Source organism: Occultella kanbiaonis, from assembly GCF_009708215.1.
In the GTDB taxonomy this organism is placed as follows: domain Bacteria; phylum Actinomycetota; class Actinomycetes; order Actinomycetales; family Beutenbergiaceae; genus Occultella; species Occultella kanbiaonis.
Map to the genome: position 1 here is coordinate 440,202 of NZ_CP046175.1, position 16,946 is coordinate 457,147.

Sequence of the window (16,946 nt, forward strand, 5' to 3'; positions counted from 1 at the left end):
CATAGTGGCTCGGTCTTGTACCAGTCCAGGTCCGAAGGAGAACCGGATGTCGCGTTCATTGAAGTTCCTAGAGGCAGACCGACGCACCGTGCTCAAGGGCGGGGTTGCCGCAGCTGTCGCGGCCCTCGGCGGCGGCGTGCTCGCCAGCTGTTCCAGTGAAGGGTCGCCAAGCGGCGGCGGCGGCGGAGGAGGGGGTGGAGGTGCGACCGTCGAGCTGCCGACCTACCAACGGTTCGAGGGTGCCACCGCGGACTTCCCGGCCGCCGCGGAAGGGATGAACGAGGGGTTCCGCGCCTACCCCTCGGACCCCCAGCGCGTGATCTCCGATGCCCTCGGCGACGGTGAGGTCATCAGCTTCATGACCAACATCCCGGGCGCCATCCCACCCACCCGGGACGCCAACTCGTTCTGGCAGGCGGTCGAGGAACGGATCGGCTCGCCACTCGAGATCTCGATGTCCTCCAACGACGAGTACAAGGACAAGTTCGCCACCCGCATCGCCGGCGGGGACATCCCGGACATCCTGAACATCCCGAAGGACGTGGCCCAGCTACCGGACCTGCTCGAGGCCACCTGCCTCGACCTGACCGAATACCTCTCGGGCGACGCCGTGCTCGACTACCCGTTCCTGGCGAACCTGCCGTCCCAGTCCTGGCCGGACACCCGCTTCAACGGCAAGATCTTCGCGGTCCCGGTGCCCCGTGGCATGTCGCGCACGTCGGCCCCGATCTTCCGCCAGGACCTGACCGAGGCGGCGGGCATCAGCGAGGCGAACCCGGGCAGTTTCGACGAGTTCATGGACCTCTGCGCCGAGATGACGGCGCCGGGCGCGAACCGGTGGGCCTGGGCCTCGATGCCGTCCCAGTACATCCAGCAGATGTGGGGCACGCCCTACCTCTGGGCCGAGGACGGTGGCGCTTTCACGCACATGTACGAGACGGACGAGATGCTCGGCGCGATCGAGGACATGATCGCGGTCTGGGCCGCCGGGGTGGTGAACCCGGACGCGTACACGGCCACCGGTGGTGCGAAGAAGCAGTGGCTCGCCGCAGGGACGGCGACCTTCATCCACGACAGCTTCGTCGCGTGGAACCAGTTCTACACGGACAACCCGACCATCACCGAGATGCAGCTCAACATGCTCGACGTGCCCGGCCGGGACGGCGGTCAGGGGTCGCCCTGGATGGGTGCGGCGAACAACAACATCACCGCGTTCAACGCCGAGACCACGCACGATCCCGAGGTCCTGCTCGCGATCGCGAACTGGATGGCCGCGCCGTTCGGCACCGAGGAGTATCTGTTCCGCAAGTTCGGAGTCGAGGGCGAGCACTACGAACTGTCCGGGACGGACCCTGTGCCAACCCCGCTCGGCAGCTCCGAGGTCGGGATCGGCCTGCAGTACATCAGCGACGCTCCCATGGCGCTGTACCTGCCCGGCCGCCCAGATGTCCCCGAGACGCAGGCCGCGGTGCAGGCCACGATGGTCGGCCGCCTCGTGGACGACGCGTCGTACGGCCTGTACTCGGAGACCAAGTCCCGCATGAACGCCCAGCTCGAGAGCGCCGTCAACGACGCCATGAACCAGGTGGTGCAGGGCAACGCGGGCATCGAGACCTTCACCGACGCCGTCGAGACCTGGCGCGTCAACGGTGGCGACGCCATCCGGGGTGAGTTGGAGGAGGCGTATGCCGCAGAGCACGGCTGAGAGGCGCGCGGCACCGGTCGCCGCGGCGCCCAGCAAGCCGGTCGGTGCCACGCACCGGCGTCCGGGGCTGCCCTGGTGGCGCCGGCTGAGCCGGGACCGCATGCTGGTGCTGTTCGCGTTGCCCGGGATGCTGGCGGTGCTGTTGTTCCAGTACGTGCCGCTGCTCGGCAACGTCATCGCCTTCAAGGCCTACCAGCCGTTCCTCGGCATCGGCGAGAGCCCATGGGTGGGTCTGGAGAACTTCCGGATCATCTTCAACGGCGACCCCGCGTTCCTGGCCGCGCTGCGCAACACCCTGATCCTCACCGGACTCCAGGCACTGCTGGTGTTCCCTGCACCCATCGTGCTCGCGCTCCTGCTGAACAGCCTGTTCTCGGACCGGATCAAGCGGCTCGTGCAGAACGTCCTGTACCTGCCGCACTTCCTGTCATGGGTGATCGTGGTCGCGGTCTTCCAGCAGATGCTCGGGGGCAGCGGACTGCTGAACAACTTCCTGCGCACGCATGACATGGCCGCCCTGGAGATCATCGGAAACCCGGACGTGTTCCACCTGCTGCTGACCGCCCAGATCATCTGGAAGGACACCGGCTGGGCCACGATCATCTTCCTTGCGGCGCTCTCCACGGTCGATCCCCAGCTCTACGAGGCCGCGGCCGTTGACGGCGCGGGCCGGCTACGGCAGATGTGGCACATCACGCTGCCCGCCCTCAAGGGCGTGATCATCCTGCTGTTCATCCTGCGCCTCGGCGACTCGCTCTCGGTCGGCTTCGAGCAGATCATCCTGCAGCAGGCCGCCGTCGGGCGCGGCGTCAGCGAGGTCCTCGACACGTACGTCTACAACAACGGAATCGTCGGTGGGCAATGGGGCGTCTCGGCCGCCGTGGGGCTGGTCAAGGGCGTGGTCGGGGTGATCCTCGTGCTCGGCGCGAACAAGGTCGCCCACATCTTCGGAGAACAGGGGGTCTACAAGTCATGAGCGCGACCCGGACCGTTGAACGTCCGCCGAACCCGCCCGTGACACCGCCCACCCGGCAGCGACGGGGCAGGCGGCTCGTCCTCGGCACCCCACTGCCACCGTGGTACGTGCAGGTGGCCAAGGCACTGGTGCTCGGCATCTTCTGCGCCCTGGTGATCGCGCCGTTCGTGGCGATCATCTCCACGTCCATCGCTCCCCGCGACCAGATCTCGAGGGCCGGCGGGCTGGTGCTCTGGCCGGACGCGGTGAACCTCGACGCCTACCGTTCGATCCTCTCCGGCGGCGTCGTGACCCAGGCGGCGCTGATCAGCGTCGGCGTCACGGTGGTGGGCACCGCGCTGAGCCTGTTCACCTCATGCCTGCTCGCGTACGGGCTGTCCCGGCCCGGCTCCTTCGCCAGCCGGCCGATGCTGCTCATCATCCTGTTCTCGATGCTGTTCTCGGCAGGCATCATCCCCACCTACCTACTGGTACGGGGCGTCGGCCTGATCGACACCCTGTGGGCGTTGATCCTGCCGACCATGATCAGCGGCTTCAACGTGGTGGTGCTGCGCTCGTTCTTCATGAACATCCCAGATGAACTGCTCGAGAGCGCCCGGATCGACGGCGCCGGCGAGTGGCGGATCTTCTCTGGGATCGTGATCCCCCTCTCGAAGGCGGTGCTGGCGGTGATCGGCCTGTTCTACGCGGTGAGCTACTGGAACGCGTACTTCAACGCCCTCATCTACCTCAACGACTCCGGGCTCTGGCCGCTGCAACTCGTGCTGCGTACGTACGTGATCAACGAGACGGCGCTGTCCAACACCGACCTCAGCGTCGCCGAGAACCTGCCCGCCCAACCGTCGCTGCAGATGGCGATCCTCGTCGTCTCGCTGGTCCCGATCCTGATCGTCTATCCGTTCCTGCAGCGTCACTTCGCCAAGGGGATGATGATCGGTGCCGTCAAGGGCTGACTCCCGCGCGACCCGCCATCACCACAAACCGCTACCCAGTCCCAGGAGTCTTCAGATGCCACCACCGATCACGGTCTTCGAGCGCGACACCCACGGCTACCAGTGCTTCCGCATCCCAGCCCTGGTCCGAACCCCGGTGGGCACCCTGCTCGCGTTCGCCGAGGGCCGGATGCCCGCGGTTCACACCGACGCCTGGTGCCACGACGCCGCGCCGATCGACCTGGTGCTGCGCCGTTCCACCGACGGCGGTGCCACCTGGGGGCCGCTGCAGGTCCTGCTGCGCGGCGCCGGCCAGGACGACTCCGGACTCACCGGTCCGGGCGGTCAGGCCACCCGAGGCAACCCGGCGCCGGTGGTCGTCACCCGGGGACCGCACGCCGGCCGGGTTGCTCTGCTCAGTTGCCACAACCCGGCCGGGGTGCGCACGCGCACCCCGTTCGCCCAGGTGAGCGACGACGACGGCCGCACCTTCTCGCCGGCCCGGAACCTCTCCCACCTCATGCCCGACGGCGTCGGTTGGTTCGCGACGGGCCCGCAACATGGTCTGGAGCTCGGTGAGGGCCCGCGTGCCGGCCGATTGGTGGTGGGCATCAACTACGACGTGGACGGTGCCCGTTACGGCGGGCTCCTCTGCAGCGACGATGCCGGACAGACGTGGTTCCGCGGCGCCACCGTCACCGGCGCGGACCCCGGCGACATCCCGCAGGAGCTCGGCCTCGTGGAGACGTCGGGCGGGCGCCTGCACGCGTTCGCCCGGCAGAACTCCTACGCGCCGCTCACCCGGCAGCACGCCGTCTCCACCGATGGCGGCGACAGCTTCGAGGCGCCGTTCGTCGGTGTCCCCGACCTGATCACCACGCCGAGGATCCAGGGCTCTGTGGTGCGCGTCGCCCCCGCGGGCGCGCCGGCGCCACCCGGGACCACGGTGTTGTTCAGCTCGCCGTCGGACCCGGACACGCGCCGCACCATGACGATCTGGCGTAGCGACGACGATGCCGCGACCTGGTCAGAGGTGGGACCGCTCAGCGATGACCGTGCCGGCTACTCGGATCTGGCCGTGCTGGCGCCGAGCGTCGTGGGGATCCTGTACGAGACCGGCGCCTATCCGGACGGCGACGCCCGTGACACGATCCGGTTCGCGACGCTCGCGACGCCGTAGTGACAGCCGGCTAACGTGGCCGCGGCCCCGTCGTGGGCGCCCGATACTGCGCGTGGATGTCGCCGTCGACCAGGCGCCAGCAGAAGTCGTTCATCTCCGCCGCGGCGGGAGCGTGCCGGGCGAGGATGCTGGCCACGGCCGCCGGCACGTCCGGCGGGATGTCGCCGTTCGCGCACCGGCGCACGTAGGCGTTGCGTGCGGCGGGACCACCGCTGAACTCGGCCGGCCCCGGCACCCCACACACCGTGGTGACCAGCCAGTTCACCAGCCGCATCGCCGCGTAGTCGGCATCGTGGTCGACGTTGTGAGCGACGAAGGCGCGCTCGGCGTCGGACAGGTCGAACCGGGGCGAGGTGGCCAGCCCGAGATCGACGAGGTAGATCCGATCGCCGTCGGCCCGCATGTTGCCGAAGTGTCCATCCATGTGCAGCACCTCGCGGCTACGCAGGAACGCGACGGCCTCGAAGAGCTGTTGCTCGACCGTCTCGGCGTTGCCCACCGGATCGTTCAGCAGGTCTGCCAGCTGGTCGGGGAGGTACTCGAGGAAGAGCACGAGGCTGGAGCTCGCGCCGGCCAGTTCCTCGAACCGGGTCCGCACCGCCGGATCGCCCCCGAACTGGGCGACGACCGCCTCGATGTCCAGGTGCTCGGACGCGACCGGTGGGCGGCCCGGGAGCACCCGCCAGTGATGCAGCAGGGCGAAGGACTCGGACTCACCGCCGAGGACGCCCTCCGTGACTGTGATGTTCGCGGCCAGCTCGCGCCACGCGCCGAAGCCCGGGCCGGCGAGGCGGTGCATGCCGTACTGGCAGGAGGTCGGCAGGTCGAAAAGGTTCGCCGTGCTGTGCGGATGCGCCAGTTCACGGTCGGTGATCGGAATGCGCTTGGCGAACACGGTGATGCCGTCGACGTCGATCAGCGACGCGTCACCGCCCACGCCCACGGCGCTGGTGGCCGCGGCCTGCAGGAGCGCCGTCAGTTCGTCGTCGTCGCGGGCGGTGAGCGACGCCGACACGTGGTCGTGACGGACACGTCGGGTGCTGAGCATCACGCCATTCTGCCCGCCGTCGAGGATCCGGCCGCCTGTTGACAGGCGTGAGGAACGCGAGCAGCATCAGGGACAGGCGTCGACCAGCGCCCAGCCCGTGAGGACTCGTCCCAGCCGATCCTCATCCGGGCGAAGGGGATCTCTGCCCTCAGGGTCGGTCCGGTCGAGTCGAGCCTGTTTCGAGTGCCGTGCAGCTGGGGCGAAGGCACGTCGAGGAGGGCTTGTCATGACGAAGAGCGGGAGTTTCAAGCGCGCGGTTCGCGACCACGCACGTAGGACCGGGCAGCGCTACACCCAGGCGCGGGCAGACCTGGAGGACATCAGTCGGCCGTTCGCCGACACGCGGCCCTTCGACCCGGACGCGCTCACGGTCCACCTGGAGTCGAAATACGGGATCCGCGTCACCTCGATGCTGCCGATCGACGACGACCCACGGACGCGGCCGCGGGGTTCGTGGCCCGGCCACTATCCCTCGACGTTGCTCGTCGAGCGCGAGCAGGGCACGCCATGGATCGCCCGGGTCTTCTCGTCGCCGGCCGACCGGGTCAGCCGCGTGCAGGAGGACGCCGAGATCCTCGGCTTCCTCGCGGATCACGGTTTTCCCGCCGAGCGGCCCGCGGTCGACGACGCCGTCACGGTGTTCGACGGCAGCGGGGTGCTGCTGACCGAGCTCATCGCCGGCGGGCGACCGACCGATGCCCACGGTCGAGTGACCTCGCCAGAAGTGCTGCACGAGCTTGCGAGCCTGCTGGGCCGCTTGCACAGCCTGCCCCCGGTGGGCGGCGCAGCTGCCCGCGACGGCGGCTCGGAGGAACACGACGGCGGCTTCCACGTCGGACGGCCTCGGCAGGACCTCGTCGCTGCGATGCGGTTCCTGGTGAGCGTCGAGGACCGGGTCGCGCCGGCCGGGAGGGAGACGTTCGAGCGGCTCCGTGACGACGTCGAGTCCGCGGACGACGCCGAGGGCCTGCCCGAAGCCTTCACGCACGGCAACTTCCACGCGTGGGCTGCCGTCGGTGTGCCCGGCGAGCTCAGCATCGTCGGGTGGGCGGGGTCCGGTCGTGGTCCGAGACTGCCGGCGCTGGCGTGGCTGCTGCGCACGGCATCGGAAGGTCGACCCGAGTTCGTCGATGCCGTGATGCACGGCTACCGCGAGCACGTCTCATTGACCGACGAGGAGGTCGGCCGGCTGCCCGCGGTGCTCAACATCCGACCGCTGTGGTTGGCGTGCCTGGAGTACCGGGAGGCGGTGCGTGCCGGGCAGACGCCGCTGTTGGACGACGACGGAGGCTACGGCTTCCACCGTCCGGAACGATCCGAGCACCTGGCAGCGCAAGCGGTCGCGGCACTCAGCGACCCGCCGCACCGGTCAACCGAGCCCTGACGGACGGCCCGTCCACGCGCGCCATAGCGAGGCGTACGCGCCGTCGGCCGCGGAGAGCTCGTCATGGGTGCCGAGCTCGGTGATGCGGCCGGCGTCCATCACGGCGATGCGGTCGGCGTCGCGAGCCGTGTGGAGCCGGTGTGCCACGGCGATCACCGTCCGCCCCTGGGCGGTGGCAGCCAGCGCCCGTTCGGTGTGACGCGCCGCGCGGGGATCGAGGAGGGCGGTGGCCTCGTCCAGAACGATGGTGTGAGGGTCGGCGAGAAGCACGCGGGCGAGAGCGACGTGCTGGGCCTGCGCACCGCTGAGCTCGTGGCTGCCCAGGTCGGCGTCGAGCGTCTCCGGGAGCTCGTCCACCCAGTCCGCGCCGACGGCGTGGAGCGCGGCGATCAGCTCGTCGTCGCCGGCGTCCGGGGCCGCGATCGTGAGGTTGTCGCGCAGGGAGTCGGCGAAGACATGGTGCTCCTGCGTGAGGAGCACGACATGGTTGCGGAGCTCCTCGGGTGGGAGGTCCGCGGTCTCGACGCCGCCGACGGTGACCGCCCCCCGGCGCGGTCGGTCGATCCCGGCGATGAGGCGCCCAAGGGTGGTCTTGCCGGCCCCGGACGTGCCCACGATCGCGAGATGCTCACCTGCCTGCACGTCCAGGCTCACGCCCTCGAGCACGTCGCCGGTCTCGCCGTAGGCGTAGTAGACGTCGGTGATCACGATGCGCTCGTCGACCGGTGACGGCGCGCTCGGTGCGGGGGACCGCTCACTCTCGGCGCCGAGACCTTCGACGCGCGCGAACGAGGCCAGGCTGCTCTGCAGCGTCTCGACCCAGATCATGATCGTGTCGACAGGTCCGCTCAGCTGGCGCAGGTAGAGGGTGGCGGCGACCACGGCGCCGAGGCTGATGGCCTGATCGAGGTAGAGCAGACCACCGACGCAGAACACGGCGCCGACGGCGAGCGCCGTCGAGATGTCGATGGTCGGGAAGAGCACCGTGCGCAGTCGCAGCGTCCGGAGCTGGGCGGTGGTGGCCGTGGCAACGGTCTCCGCGGAGGCCGCCCGACGACGCTCCTGCAGCCCGAGAAGTTCGACCGTGCGAGCGCCGGCAGCCGTGGTGGCCAACGCATCGGCGACCTCAGCATGCGATGCGCTCTGGGCCAGGTAGGCCGGGCGTGCTCGCCGCAGGTACCAACGCAGCACGAGCGGGATCGCGAGCAGCGCGACCAGCGCCACCCCGCCCAGCACCGGTGCCAGCAGGAACAGCGCGGTCAGCACGATCAACCCTTGGATCAGTGCGAACAGCACCTCCGGCGCGGCATCACGGAGAACCGTTGCGACAAGTCCGGCGTCGGTGGTGGCCCGCGAGGTCAGGTCCCCGGCTCCGGCCCGCTCCACCGTGCGCGCAGGCAGCCGCATCAACCTGTCGGTCAGCTGCTCGCGCAGGCGCGCCGCCGTTCGCTCACCGAAGCGGTACCCCAGATAGCGGGCGAGGTAACCGAGAGCGAACTGCCCGACGGCGGCAAGCACCACGAGCAGGCCGAGCCGGTCGATCTCGGCGAGCCCATGCCCGGCCTGAACGCTGTTGACGATCTGCCCGACCAGCCACGGGGCGAGGAGCCCCGCCGCGGCCGCAGCACAGTTCGTACCGATGACGGCTGCGAACGTGGCGCGATCCGCGCGGACCAGCCTTGCCGCTGCGCGCCGGACCTCGGCGGGCTTCGCGATCGGGAGAGGTGCGCTCATGAGGCTTCGCCTTCGTCGGGCTTGTGATGCTGGTCGGGCTTGTCCGGTTCGGTGGTCTCCCCGCGTAGGACGAGAGCCGCGTACGCGGGCTCGTCACGGATCAGGCCGGCGTGGGTGCCGCTCGCGACCAGCCGGTCGCCGGCCACGAAATGCACGTGATCGGCCTCCGCCAGCATCAGGATCGATGTCGAGGTGACCACCGTGGTGCGACCCTGACGTTCGCGGACCAGGCGCTCGACGACGTTCGCCTCGGTGGCGGCGTCGACGGCGGACATCGGATCGACCGCCAGCAGCACCTTCGGGGTGGAGACGACCGCCCGGGCGAGCCTCAGTCGTTGCCGTTGGCCACCGGACAGGTTGCTTCCGTGGGAGTCGATCCTCGACGCCAGACCGTCCGGCAGCGCGCGCACGAGATCGTCGGCTGCGGCGACGTGCAGGGCATGCAGCACCACGTCCTCATCGACGTCGTGAGCTCCGGCCACCACCTCGCCGGCCGTTCCCGCGAACAGCGCCGCGTCGTTGTCGGCGACCAGCAGCTGGCGACGGAGCGCGCCGGGATCCATCTCGGCCATCGGCTCACCGTTCCAGGCCCCGCCCGGACGCAGGCCGCCGAGCCGGTCGACCAGCGCCACCGCATCGGCCTGGCGGGAGGTGGCGATCACGGTGAAGGTGCCCGCTGCGACCTCGAGCCCCGTCACCGAGTCGATGAGCTCGCCGTCCCCCGGCACGGCCCTGGCCCGGACGCCGTCGCCACGCTGCAACGAGAGGAAGTCCGTCACCCGGCGGCCGGCGACCAGGGCGCGACTGAGATCGACGGCGCCCTCGATGAAGGACGACACCGGGACGACCAGGACGGCCGCGTACCCGAAGACCGCGACCAGCTCGCCGACGGAGATCTCGCCCTCGACGGTGAGTCGCGCCGCCAACCACACCACCACGGCCACGAACAGGGTCGGCACGCCCAGGGCGGTCGCCTGGATCAGGCTGGTGACCCGCCCGACCTTGTAGCCCTGACGCTGCAGCTCCTGGGACGCGTGCCGGAACCGGTCGGCGTAGACCTCCTTGCCGCCAAGACCGTTGAGCACGGTCAGACCACCGATGATGTCGACGATCCGGCCGGTCAGGGCGCCCTGCTGCGCGCGGTACTGCGCACCGACCGCCTGCAACGGGCCGAGCGCGGGCCCCAGGATCAGGGCCAGGACCGGCACCCCGCAGAGAACCACGACGGCCAGCAGCGTCGAGATCTGGAACAGCAGCACCGCGATCACCACGTAGGCGACTGCGGCTCCAACGCCGGGCCCGGTCACGGTGAGGCTGCGGCCGAGCGTCCATGCATCGACGGTGCCGATGGCCACCACCTCTCCGGCTCGGCCTCGCCGCTGCTGGGCGGCACCGAGCCGGATCGACTGTGCTGCGAGCGTCGACACCGTCCGGAACGCGGCGTCCATGCGTACCTTCGTCATCGTCCGGTGCCGCCAGATGCCCAACCAGGCGAGCACCGCACCCGAGCCGACCAGGGCCGACGACCACGCGAACACCACACCCCGGTCGGCGTCGGCGAGACCGTCGACGGCCCGGGAGAGCAGGTACGGCGGGAACACCAGCCCCACCATCCAGACGGTGCCGAGGAACGCCCCCAGTGCCACCCTTCGCCTCTGCTGGAGCACGAGCCACGCCAGGTATGACCACGGCCCCCGAAATGTCGGAGTCCGCTGGTCGGTGTCGGCGGAGCTCGTCATGCCTCTACCCAAGCACAAGCCCGGCGCCGAGCGGCACCCGCGCGAACCTCGTCGGTGTCGGCGGCTCGTGCCACGCTTGCGTATGGCTACCATCCAACGAATCCGCCCCGAAGGGCTCGTCTCCAGTCCGGCGTTCAGCCACGTGGCCGTCGTCCCGCCGGGCGCAACCACGATCTACGTCGGCGGCCAGAACGCCGTCGACGTCGACGGCGCACTCGTCGGCGCCGAGGACGTCGCGGCGCAGTCCGTCCGCGCGCTCCAGAACGCCAGGACCGCCCTCGCCGCCGTCGGCGCGACCACGGACGACGTGGTGCAGTGGAATGTGCTGTTCGTCGAGGGCGTCGACCTCGCGGCCGCCTACGGGGCGATCGCCGGCGAGCTCGCCTCCGATGAACCTCCGCTCGTGACCGGTGCGCGGGTGTCCGGGCTCGGCGTGCCCGGAGCGCTCGTGGAGATCGGTGCGATCGCTGCCGTGCTGCGATGAGGCGATCGCCGTCGCCGGCAGGCGGGGTCGCTGGATGACGTCGTGGCGCTCCTGCGCTGGATCAACGTGGGTGGCAGGAACCTGATCGCGATGAGCGCCTGGTCGCGCCCTTCAGAGCGGCCGGCCACCGGAACGTGCGGACGCACGGCCAGAGCGGCAATGTGTCCAGCGGATGACGGTGCGGAACTCGCGCACGAGCACCCGCCTGCTCGAACTGATCGACGGCGATCGAGCCGTGATCGCCCGCACCACCCCATAACGATCGGATCAAACTTCGGCGCCAGGGATCGCGTCCGCCCGAACCCTGACCTAGGTTGCCGGACATGGGGAGTGTTCGAGGGGCGCGGCCGGTCGGGGCCGCGATTGCGACGATCGCGCTGGCCGCGACGGCCCTGACCGGCTGCAGCTGGTTCGGCCTGGAGCCACCCGCGCCTGTCGCCTGTGCGCAGCCAGGCGCCCCGGCGACGGCGGCCGGCGAGACGGCGCCGGTCCTCACCATCGCGCAGGGTTCGACGAGCGACCTGGTCCTGGTCGTCTACGCCGACGGCAACGTCGCCACGCACGCCGATGCCGACGCCGCCGCCGTCCCTGCGGCGGCTGCCGTCACGCTGCCGCGCTACGCAGGTGGGCCCTACCAGGGTGGCGCCGTCGGCTCGTGGGAGGGCGGGTACCTGAACACGTGCGCCCTGGACAGGCTCCACGCGCTGGCCCAGGACGGCCTCTGGGGCGACCCCGAGCCCGGCGTCGTGCAGGTCACCGATCAGCCGGAGACCCACTTCCACTACACCGACGGCGGGTCGGTCGCCGACGTCTCGGTCTACGCGCACGACTCGGGGTACACCTCTGGCCTGTCCTGGGCCGAGCGCAGGGTCCGGGACAAGATCGTCGCCCTGACCGACTTCCTCGACGTCAACGTCGTGGCAGCGGGTGGGACCCTCCCCGTCACCGAGCTCCAGATCGACGGCGACGGCGCGGTCGACGCGAACTTCACGTGGCCGTTGGCAGCCGCCCCAGCGGACCTGCTCGGGGATGCCGGCTGCGCGGTGATCGCGGAGGCGGACGCGGTCACCCTGTACAGGTACGCGCTCGAGAACGACCTCGGCGTGCTCGAACACAACCTCGCGGTCCGAGCGCTTCCGCCCGGCGTCGCCGGGTGTCAGCGGTGACCGGAGCGAGCCGTCGCAGCACCACTGCGTTCGTGGCGGTCATGCTGCTCGCGGTGGTCGGCGGGTGCGCCGGCGCCCAGTCGCCGGACCCGGTGCAGGCATGCGCAGAGGGTGAGCCACCGGAGCCCTCTGGTGAACCCGGCGACGCCGAGATCCTGCTGGAGGTGGCGAGCGGGTTCGGGCCGCAGGATGTGCACACCGTCGTCTACGGCGACGGGCACGTGGCCACGCTGACCGACGAGGACGAACGTGCGCTCGCGATGCTGGCCCTGCCCCGGCACATCGCCACCCCCTACGACGCCGGTCCGGGAGCTTGGCAGGGTGGCTACCTCCCGGACTGTGCGCTGACCCAGATCCGGGACCGGGCCGAGGAGATCGTCGTCGGTGACCACGAGTTCGGCGAGCTCACCATCAGCGACTCGCCCCGCACCTTCGTCACCTACCTCGACGCGGACGGCACCGAGCACCGGGTCAACGCGTACGCGTTGGGGAGCGAGGACGGTGTCGGTGGCATCTCCGGCGCCGAGCGCCTGGCCCGGGAGCGCCTCCTGGCGCTGATCTCCGTCGTCACCGAGAACGCCACGGCCACCGAGATCCTCCCGATCGACGAGCTCCAGGTCGACGGCGTCGTGGACGCGGTCGAGGAGGACCCCGGTGGCCCCGAGTGGCCACTCGCGGAGGGCCTCGCGCAGACCCTGGACGAGCGCGACTGCGTCGTGTTCACGGGGCAGGACGCCCGGGACGTCTACCGGTTCCAGCTCGACGGCGGTTTCGCGGAGGTCGACGGGTCCCTCGCCGTGAGGGCGCTGCCGCCGGGATTCGAGGGCTGCGTCGAGTAGCCCGCCGCACCCGGAGCCTGCCTCGGCGGCGGTCCGGGGGTCAGCGTCGACGTAGGGCCGTTCGGCGCCGCTGCGAGAAGGCCACGAACGCCCCGGCGCTGACCAGCAGGTACCCGACGATCACGGCGACCGAGCCGAGGCCGGGCAGCCCCACCCCGGTGGCGAGGTCGACGCCCGCGGTCCCGCCGCCGTCGCGCCAGAGCGTGATGACCACGTGCGCAGTCCAGATGGCGCCGACGAGCGCGAGCAGCCCGACCAGTCCCACGACCGGCCACGCCTTGTCCGCGAAGATCGCCAGCGCCGTCACCAGCATGCCGGCGGCCAGTACCAGCAGCCCCGTCTGGGTCCAGGCCGGCCCGAGGGCCAGGTGCTGGTCGAGCCCCGACCAGGCCCCGGTCGCCGAGGCGACCGCGACCGCCGCCGCGGCGACGTACGCGATGCCCGTCACGGCCCGGACCAGCCGGGACCGGGCCGGCAGTCCCACCGCGAACAGGGTGGTCAGGACGAGCGGGAAGACGAAGCCGAACTGCAGGTAGGCCAGCGGGTCCGGGAACGGCGAGCCGACCACATCGGGCAGCCGCGAGAGCAGATCGCCGATGTCCGCCAGCGTGCTCACGTCATCGACCGACTCCCGTCCCCAGGGCAGCACGACCACCCCGAGCCACAGCAGCGCCAGGCCGGGCCAGATCAACAGCAACGCCTTCAGTCGCATGGTCCTCCTTCGGGTCGAAGTCGGCATGCAACCACACGACCCTGAGAGCGCCCGTCCGGCGCGCCGGTCAGGACTCCCGCAGCCAGACCGCCATCGTGGATCGGCCCCGGTTGTTCCAGGAGTAGTACGGCACCGCCGTCAGCGGCAGCTCGGTGCGGGGGGCCCGCTCGCCGAAGTACAACGAGTCCTGGTCGGCCTGGCCCCGGCTCTCGCCCCAGGCCGGTCCGGCGAGCTCCGGCACCACGCCCGACGGCGTCGCTCTCGGCTGCGGGGTCGTCTCACCCAGGAGCACGGCGTGGGCAGGCACGCCGACGTCGACGCCCTCGATGCAGTACACGAACGGGCCGCGCGTGAGCGCCACCCGCCCGGCGTCCGCGGCGACGAGCGTGCTCGCGTGGACCCGCCGCACGTCGACGTCGAACCTCACCTCGACCGTGTCCCCGTCCGCCCACTCGCGCCGCAGCGTGACGTAACCGTTCCCGTCGACCGCGCCACCGCCGTCGGGCCGTTCGCCGTTCACGCGGACGGAGACCGAACGCGACCACGACGGCGCCCTGACCAGCAGCGACCAGGTGGCCGGTGCGGCGGTGCGGACAGTCAGGTCGACCCGGTCGCCGCCCGGCCCGGAGGTGTCCTGGCGCAGCTCGACCCGGCTGCCGGCGACCTCGGTGGTGAGCGTGGAGCCGATGAACAGGTCCACGGCGATCGTGTCCGCCGCGGTCGCGTAGATGTAGGACCCCAGGGACGCCTCGAGCCGGGCCAGGTTCGGCGGGCAGCACGCGCAGTCGAACCAGTCGGCCCGTTCGACGGTGCCGTCGCTCGCGAGCGGGTTCTCGTAGAAGAACCGTTGCCCGTCCTCGCTGACGCCCGCGATGACCCCGTTGTGCAGGGCGCGTTCGAGGATCTCGATGTAGGCGGCCTGCCCGGTCAGGCCGGCCATCCGCCGGGCCCAGAACACGAGGCCGATCGCGGCGCAGGTCTCCGCGTAGGCGGTCTCGTTCGGCAGTGCGTGGTCGCGGGTGAAGCCCTCGTTGTGGCGGGAGTCGCCGATGCCGCCGGTGACGTACATGCGCCTGGTGGTCAGGTGGGTCCAGAGCCGTTCGCAGGCGGCCCGCAGACCCTCGTCGCCGGTCTCCGCGGCGAGGTCGGCCATCGCGCAGTACAGGTACATCGCGCGCACCGCATGGCCGACCGCCTCGGTCTGCTCCCGCACTGGCGCGTGCGACTGGTTGTACTCACCGAACTCCCGACGGCGGCCCTCGCGCTGGGGGAACATCGCGCCGAAGAACCCTGGCGTGCCGCGCCGGTCGTGCTCGAGGTCGAAGTAGTGCGGTTCGGTGCCGCGGGCGTCGACGAACGTCAGGGCGAGGTCGAGGTAGCGGCGCTCGCCGGTGGCCCGGTACAGGCGCACCAGAGCGAGCTCGACCTCCTCGTGCCCGCAGTACCCGCCGTGGTGGGCGCCGCCCGGCCCGAACTCGTCGCAGAGCAGGTCCGCGAGGCGGGTGACCACGTCCAGCAGGGTGGTCCTCCCGGTCGAGGAGTAGTGGGCCACCCCGGCCTCGATCAGGTGCCCGGCCGAGTACAGCTCGTGGGCGTCGCGCAGGTCGGTGAACCGCTGTCCCGGTGCGACCGCCGTGAAGTACACGTTCAGATAGCCGTCCTCTCGCTGCGCGCCGGCGAGCGCGGCGATGACGCCGTCCACCTTCGCCTCGAGCGCGGGGTCCGGGTGGGTGCCGAGGACATAGCTGGCCGCCTCCAGCCACTTGGCGATGTCGGACTCCCAGAACGGGTGCGGCTTCGGCTCGTCCGACTCCGGCGTCCAAGTCAGCGCGAGGGCGCCGAGCCGGCCGGTCGCGACGAGCTGGTCGTACTGCGCGTCCAGGGTGCGTGCGCGCAGCTGTTCCTGGCGTGGGGCCCAGAACGGGTCGTGGACGACGACGTCGCGCACGTTGGCTGGCACCCGGCGGGCGACGGCGGTGGTCGGGTTCTCGGTCATGGCTCCTCTTCGAGTGACAACGGTCAGGCAGTGGAACGGTCGGTCAGGTGGGGTGGGCCGAGCGGCACCTCGGCGCCGCCGCGGGCGAGCGACTCCCGAGCGGCGAGCACGACGCGCACGTCGGCCGTTGCGGCGGCGAGGTCCACCAGCGGCTGCCGGCCGGTGGCGATCGCGTCCGCCCAGTCCACCACGATCGAGCGGTGGCTCTCGTAATAGGACTCGGCGGCGCAGAGCGCCCGTGAACCGGTGCCGTCGACGATGCGGGCGACACCGTCGGGCCGTTCGTAGGCGACGTCGATGTCCAGCTGGGCCAGGGTGCCGAGGACCAGTCCTTCGGTCTCGACGGGCCGGGCCGGCGTGCCCCAGCAGTACAGGGACGTCCCGAGCAGCCCCGAGGCGAACCGGACGTCGAGGGTCACGGTCTCCACCCCGGCTGCGCCGCCGGCCCGGTGGGCGGCGACGGCGACGATCTCCCCGCCGAGCACGCGCAGCATGCTCGTGTGGTGGGTGCCCTGGTCCCAGAGCAGGCCGGACGCGGCCTCGCCGCCCAGCCGCCAGGGCCGGGCCCATTCGTCGCCGAGCGTGTAGGCGCGGGTGCTGCGCAGCGCCAGCACCGCGCCGACGGTGCCGTCGTCGATCGCCGCACGGGCCGCGCGCACCGCCCTCAGGTGCGGGTAGTTCTCGGCGACGGCGACCACGCGCCCGGCCCGGGCCGCCGCGATGGCCACCCGTCTGCAGTCCTCGGTGGTCAGCGCCAGCGGCTTCTCCACCAGCACGTGCAGCCCGGCGTCCAGCGCCTCGACGGCGAGGTCCGCGTGTGCCGCGTGCGGCAGGCGGATGTCGACGCCGTCCAGGTCCTCCGCGGCGCGGGCCTGCGCGAGCGAGCCGTAGGCCCGGGCGCCGAGACCACCGGCGAGCTCGGCCCGCCGGTGGTGGTTCCGGTCCACGACGGCGACCACGCTGACCTGCTCGGTCACCGGCGGGTAGACGTCGCGGGCCATGATCGTGCCCATGGCTCCCGCGCCCACCAGCGCGATCCGCAACGTCATGG

At 71.1% G+C, this 16,946-nt stretch carries 13 protein-coding genes and 1 pseudogene; 8 read left to right on the forward strand and 6 right to left on the reverse strand.

The annotated features are described in order from the left end of the window. Window positions 1–46 precede the first annotated feature (46 nt). The 4 genes from GKS42_RS01875 to GKS42_RS01890 are packed head-to-tail and all read left to right on the forward strand — an operon-like array spanning window position 47 to window position 4,793. A complete protein-coding gene (locus tag GKS42_RS01875; RefSeq protein ID WP_154792299.1) occupies window positions 47–1,705 on the forward strand; it encodes an extracellular solute-binding protein in 1,659 nt (552 codons plus the stop codon). Next, window positions 1,686–2,681 (forward strand): ABC transporter permease, encoded by a 996-nt coding sequence (locus GKS42_RS01880; RefSeq protein ID WP_154792300.1) that lies wholly within the window; start codon window positions 1,686–1,688, stop codon window positions 2,679–2,681. The genes GKS42_RS01875 and GKS42_RS01880 overlap by 20 nt, the downstream gene beginning before the upstream one ends. Continuing rightward, the gene (locus GKS42_RS01885; RefSeq protein ID WP_154792301.1) at window positions 2,678–3,634 is read left to right on the forward strand and encodes a carbohydrate ABC transporter permease; all 957 of its coding nucleotides are present in this window, start codon (window positions 2,678–2,680) and stop codon (window positions 3,632–3,634) included. The genes GKS42_RS01880 and GKS42_RS01885 overlap by 4 nt, the downstream gene beginning before the upstream one ends. A gap of 55 nt (window positions 3,635–3,689) precedes the next feature. Then, window positions 3,690–4,793: a sialidase family protein gene (locus GKS42_RS01890; protein ID WP_154792302.1), complete on the forward strand. Its 1,104-nt coding sequence runs from the start codon at window positions 3,690–3,692 to the stop codon at window positions 4,791–4,793. A 10-nt stretch (window positions 4,794–4,803) separates the two neighbouring features. On the opposite strand, the gene GKS42_RS01895 is transcribed toward GKS42_RS01890, so the two are convergent. Further along, the gene (locus GKS42_RS01895) at window positions 4,804–5,841 is read right to left on the reverse strand and encodes a BUD32 family EKC/KEOPS complex subunit (RefSeq protein ID WP_232847879.1); all 1,038 of its coding nucleotides are present in this window, start codon (window positions 5,839–5,841) and stop codon (window positions 4,804–4,806) included. Window positions 5,842–6,067: 226 nt separating this feature from the next. Between GKS42_RS01895 and GKS42_RS01900 the strand changes: the two genes are divergently transcribed. Beyond that, a complete protein-coding gene (locus tag GKS42_RS01900) occupies window positions 6,068–7,225 on the forward strand; it encodes a phosphotransferase enzyme family protein (protein WP_154792303.1) in 1,158 nt (385 codons plus the stop codon). 234 nt (window positions 7,226–7,459) lie between these two features. Here the strand turns inward: GKS42_RS01900 and GKS42_RS01905 are convergent. Together GKS42_RS01905 and GKS42_RS01910 are read right to left on the reverse strand one after the other, a co-directional pair. Then, window positions 7,460–8,959, reverse strand: a pseudogene (locus GKS42_RS01905) (ABC transporter ATP-binding protein); the annotation flags it as partial. Further along, window positions 8,956–10,605, reverse strand: coding sequence for an ABC transporter transmembrane domain-containing protein (locus GKS42_RS01910; protein WP_168217715.1), 1,650 nt, complete (start codon window positions 10,603–10,605; stop codon window positions 8,956–8,958). The gene GKS42_RS01910 and the pseudogene GKS42_RS01905, both read right to left, overlap by 4 nt. 175 nt (window positions 10,606–10,780) lie before the next feature. On the opposite strand from GKS42_RS01910, the gene GKS42_RS01915 reads away from it, so the two are divergent. From GKS42_RS01915 to GKS42_RS01925, 3 genes are all read left to right on the forward strand, one after another. Further along, window positions 10,781–11,182, forward strand: coding sequence for a RidA family protein (locus tag GKS42_RS01915; protein WP_154792306.1), 402 nt, complete (start codon window positions 10,781–10,783; stop codon window positions 11,180–11,182). 323 nt (window positions 11,183–11,505) lie between these two features. After that, the gene (locus GKS42_RS01920) at window positions 11,506–12,348 is read left to right on the forward strand and encodes a hypothetical protein (protein ID WP_154792307.1); all 843 of its coding nucleotides are present in this window, start codon (window positions 11,506–11,508) and stop codon (window positions 12,346–12,348) included. Continuing rightward, window positions 12,345–13,187: a hypothetical protein gene (locus GKS42_RS01925; protein WP_154792308.1), complete on the forward strand. Its 843-nt coding sequence runs from the start codon at window positions 12,345–12,347 to the stop codon at window positions 13,185–13,187. The genes GKS42_RS01920 and GKS42_RS01925 overlap by 4 nt, the downstream gene beginning before the upstream one ends. A 40-nt stretch (window positions 13,188–13,227) precedes the next feature. On the opposite strand, the gene GKS42_RS01930 is transcribed toward GKS42_RS01925, so the two are convergent. The 3 genes from GKS42_RS01930 to GKS42_RS01940 all read right to left on the reverse strand — a co-directional run bounded on the left by GKS42_RS01930 (window position 13,228) and on the right by GKS42_RS01940 (window position 16,944). Beyond that, window positions 13,228–13,899 (reverse strand): hypothetical protein, encoded by a 672-nt coding sequence (locus tag GKS42_RS01930; RefSeq protein ID WP_154792309.1) that lies wholly within the window; start codon window positions 13,897–13,899, stop codon window positions 13,228–13,230. A gap of 67 nt (window positions 13,900–13,966) precedes the next feature. Next, on the reverse strand, window positions 13,967–15,895 hold the full coding sequence (locus GKS42_RS01935) for a glycoside hydrolase family 127 protein (RefSeq protein WP_168217716.1): 1,929 nt from the start codon (window positions 15,893–15,895) through the stop codon (window positions 13,967–13,969). A 23-nt stretch (window positions 15,896–15,918) separates the two neighbouring features. Continuing rightward, window positions 15,919–16,944: a Gfo/Idh/MocA family protein gene (locus GKS42_RS01940; RefSeq protein ID WP_154792311.1), complete on the reverse strand. Its 1,026-nt coding sequence runs from the start codon at window positions 16,942–16,944 to the stop codon at window positions 15,919–15,921. Window positions 16,945–16,946: the final 2 nt, after the last annotated feature.

Excerpts from the sequence above, each read along its gene's own strand:
- GKS42_RS01875 (WP_154792299.1), top strand. The coding sequence starts at position 47 with ATGTCGCGTTCATTGAAGTTCCTAGAGGCAGACCGACGCACCGTGCTC.
- GKS42_RS01880 (WP_154792300.1), top strand. The coding sequence starts at position 1,686 with ATGCCGCAGAGCACGGCTGAGAGGCGCGCGGCACCGGTCGCCGCGGCG.
- GKS42_RS01885 (WP_154792301.1), top strand. The coding sequence starts at position 2,678 with ATGAGCGCGACCCGGACCGTTGAACGTCCGCCGAACCCGCCCGTGACA.
- GKS42_RS01890 (WP_154792302.1), top strand. The coding sequence starts at position 3,690 with ATGCCACCACCGATCACGGTCTTCGAGCGCGACACCCACGGCTACCAG.
- GKS42_RS01895 (WP_232847879.1), bottom strand. The coding sequence starts at position 5,841 with ATGCTCAGCACCCGACGTGTCCGTCACGACCACGTGTCGGCGTCGCTC.
- GKS42_RS01900 (WP_154792303.1), top strand. The coding sequence starts at position 6,068 with ATGACGAAGAGCGGGAGTTTCAAGCGCGCGGTTCGCGACCACGCACGT.
- GKS42_RS01915 (WP_154792306.1), top strand. The coding sequence starts at position 10,781 with ATGGCTACCATCCAACGAATCCGCCCCGAAGGGCTCGTCTCCAGTCCG.
- GKS42_RS01920 (WP_154792307.1), top strand. The coding sequence starts at position 11,506 with ATGGGGAGTGTTCGAGGGGCGCGGCCGGTCGGGGCCGCGATTGCGACG.
- GKS42_RS01930 (WP_154792309.1), bottom strand. The coding sequence starts at position 13,899 with ATGCGACTGAAGGCGTTGCTGTTGATCTGGCCCGGCCTGGCGCTGCTG.
- GKS42_RS01935 (WP_168217716.1), bottom strand. The coding sequence starts at position 15,895 with ATGACCGAGAACCCGACCACCGCCGTCGCCCGCCGGGTGCCAGCCAAC.
- GKS42_RS01940 (WP_154792311.1), bottom strand. The coding sequence starts at position 16,944 with ATGACGTTGCGGATCGCGCTGGTGGGCGCGGGAGCCATGGGCACGATC.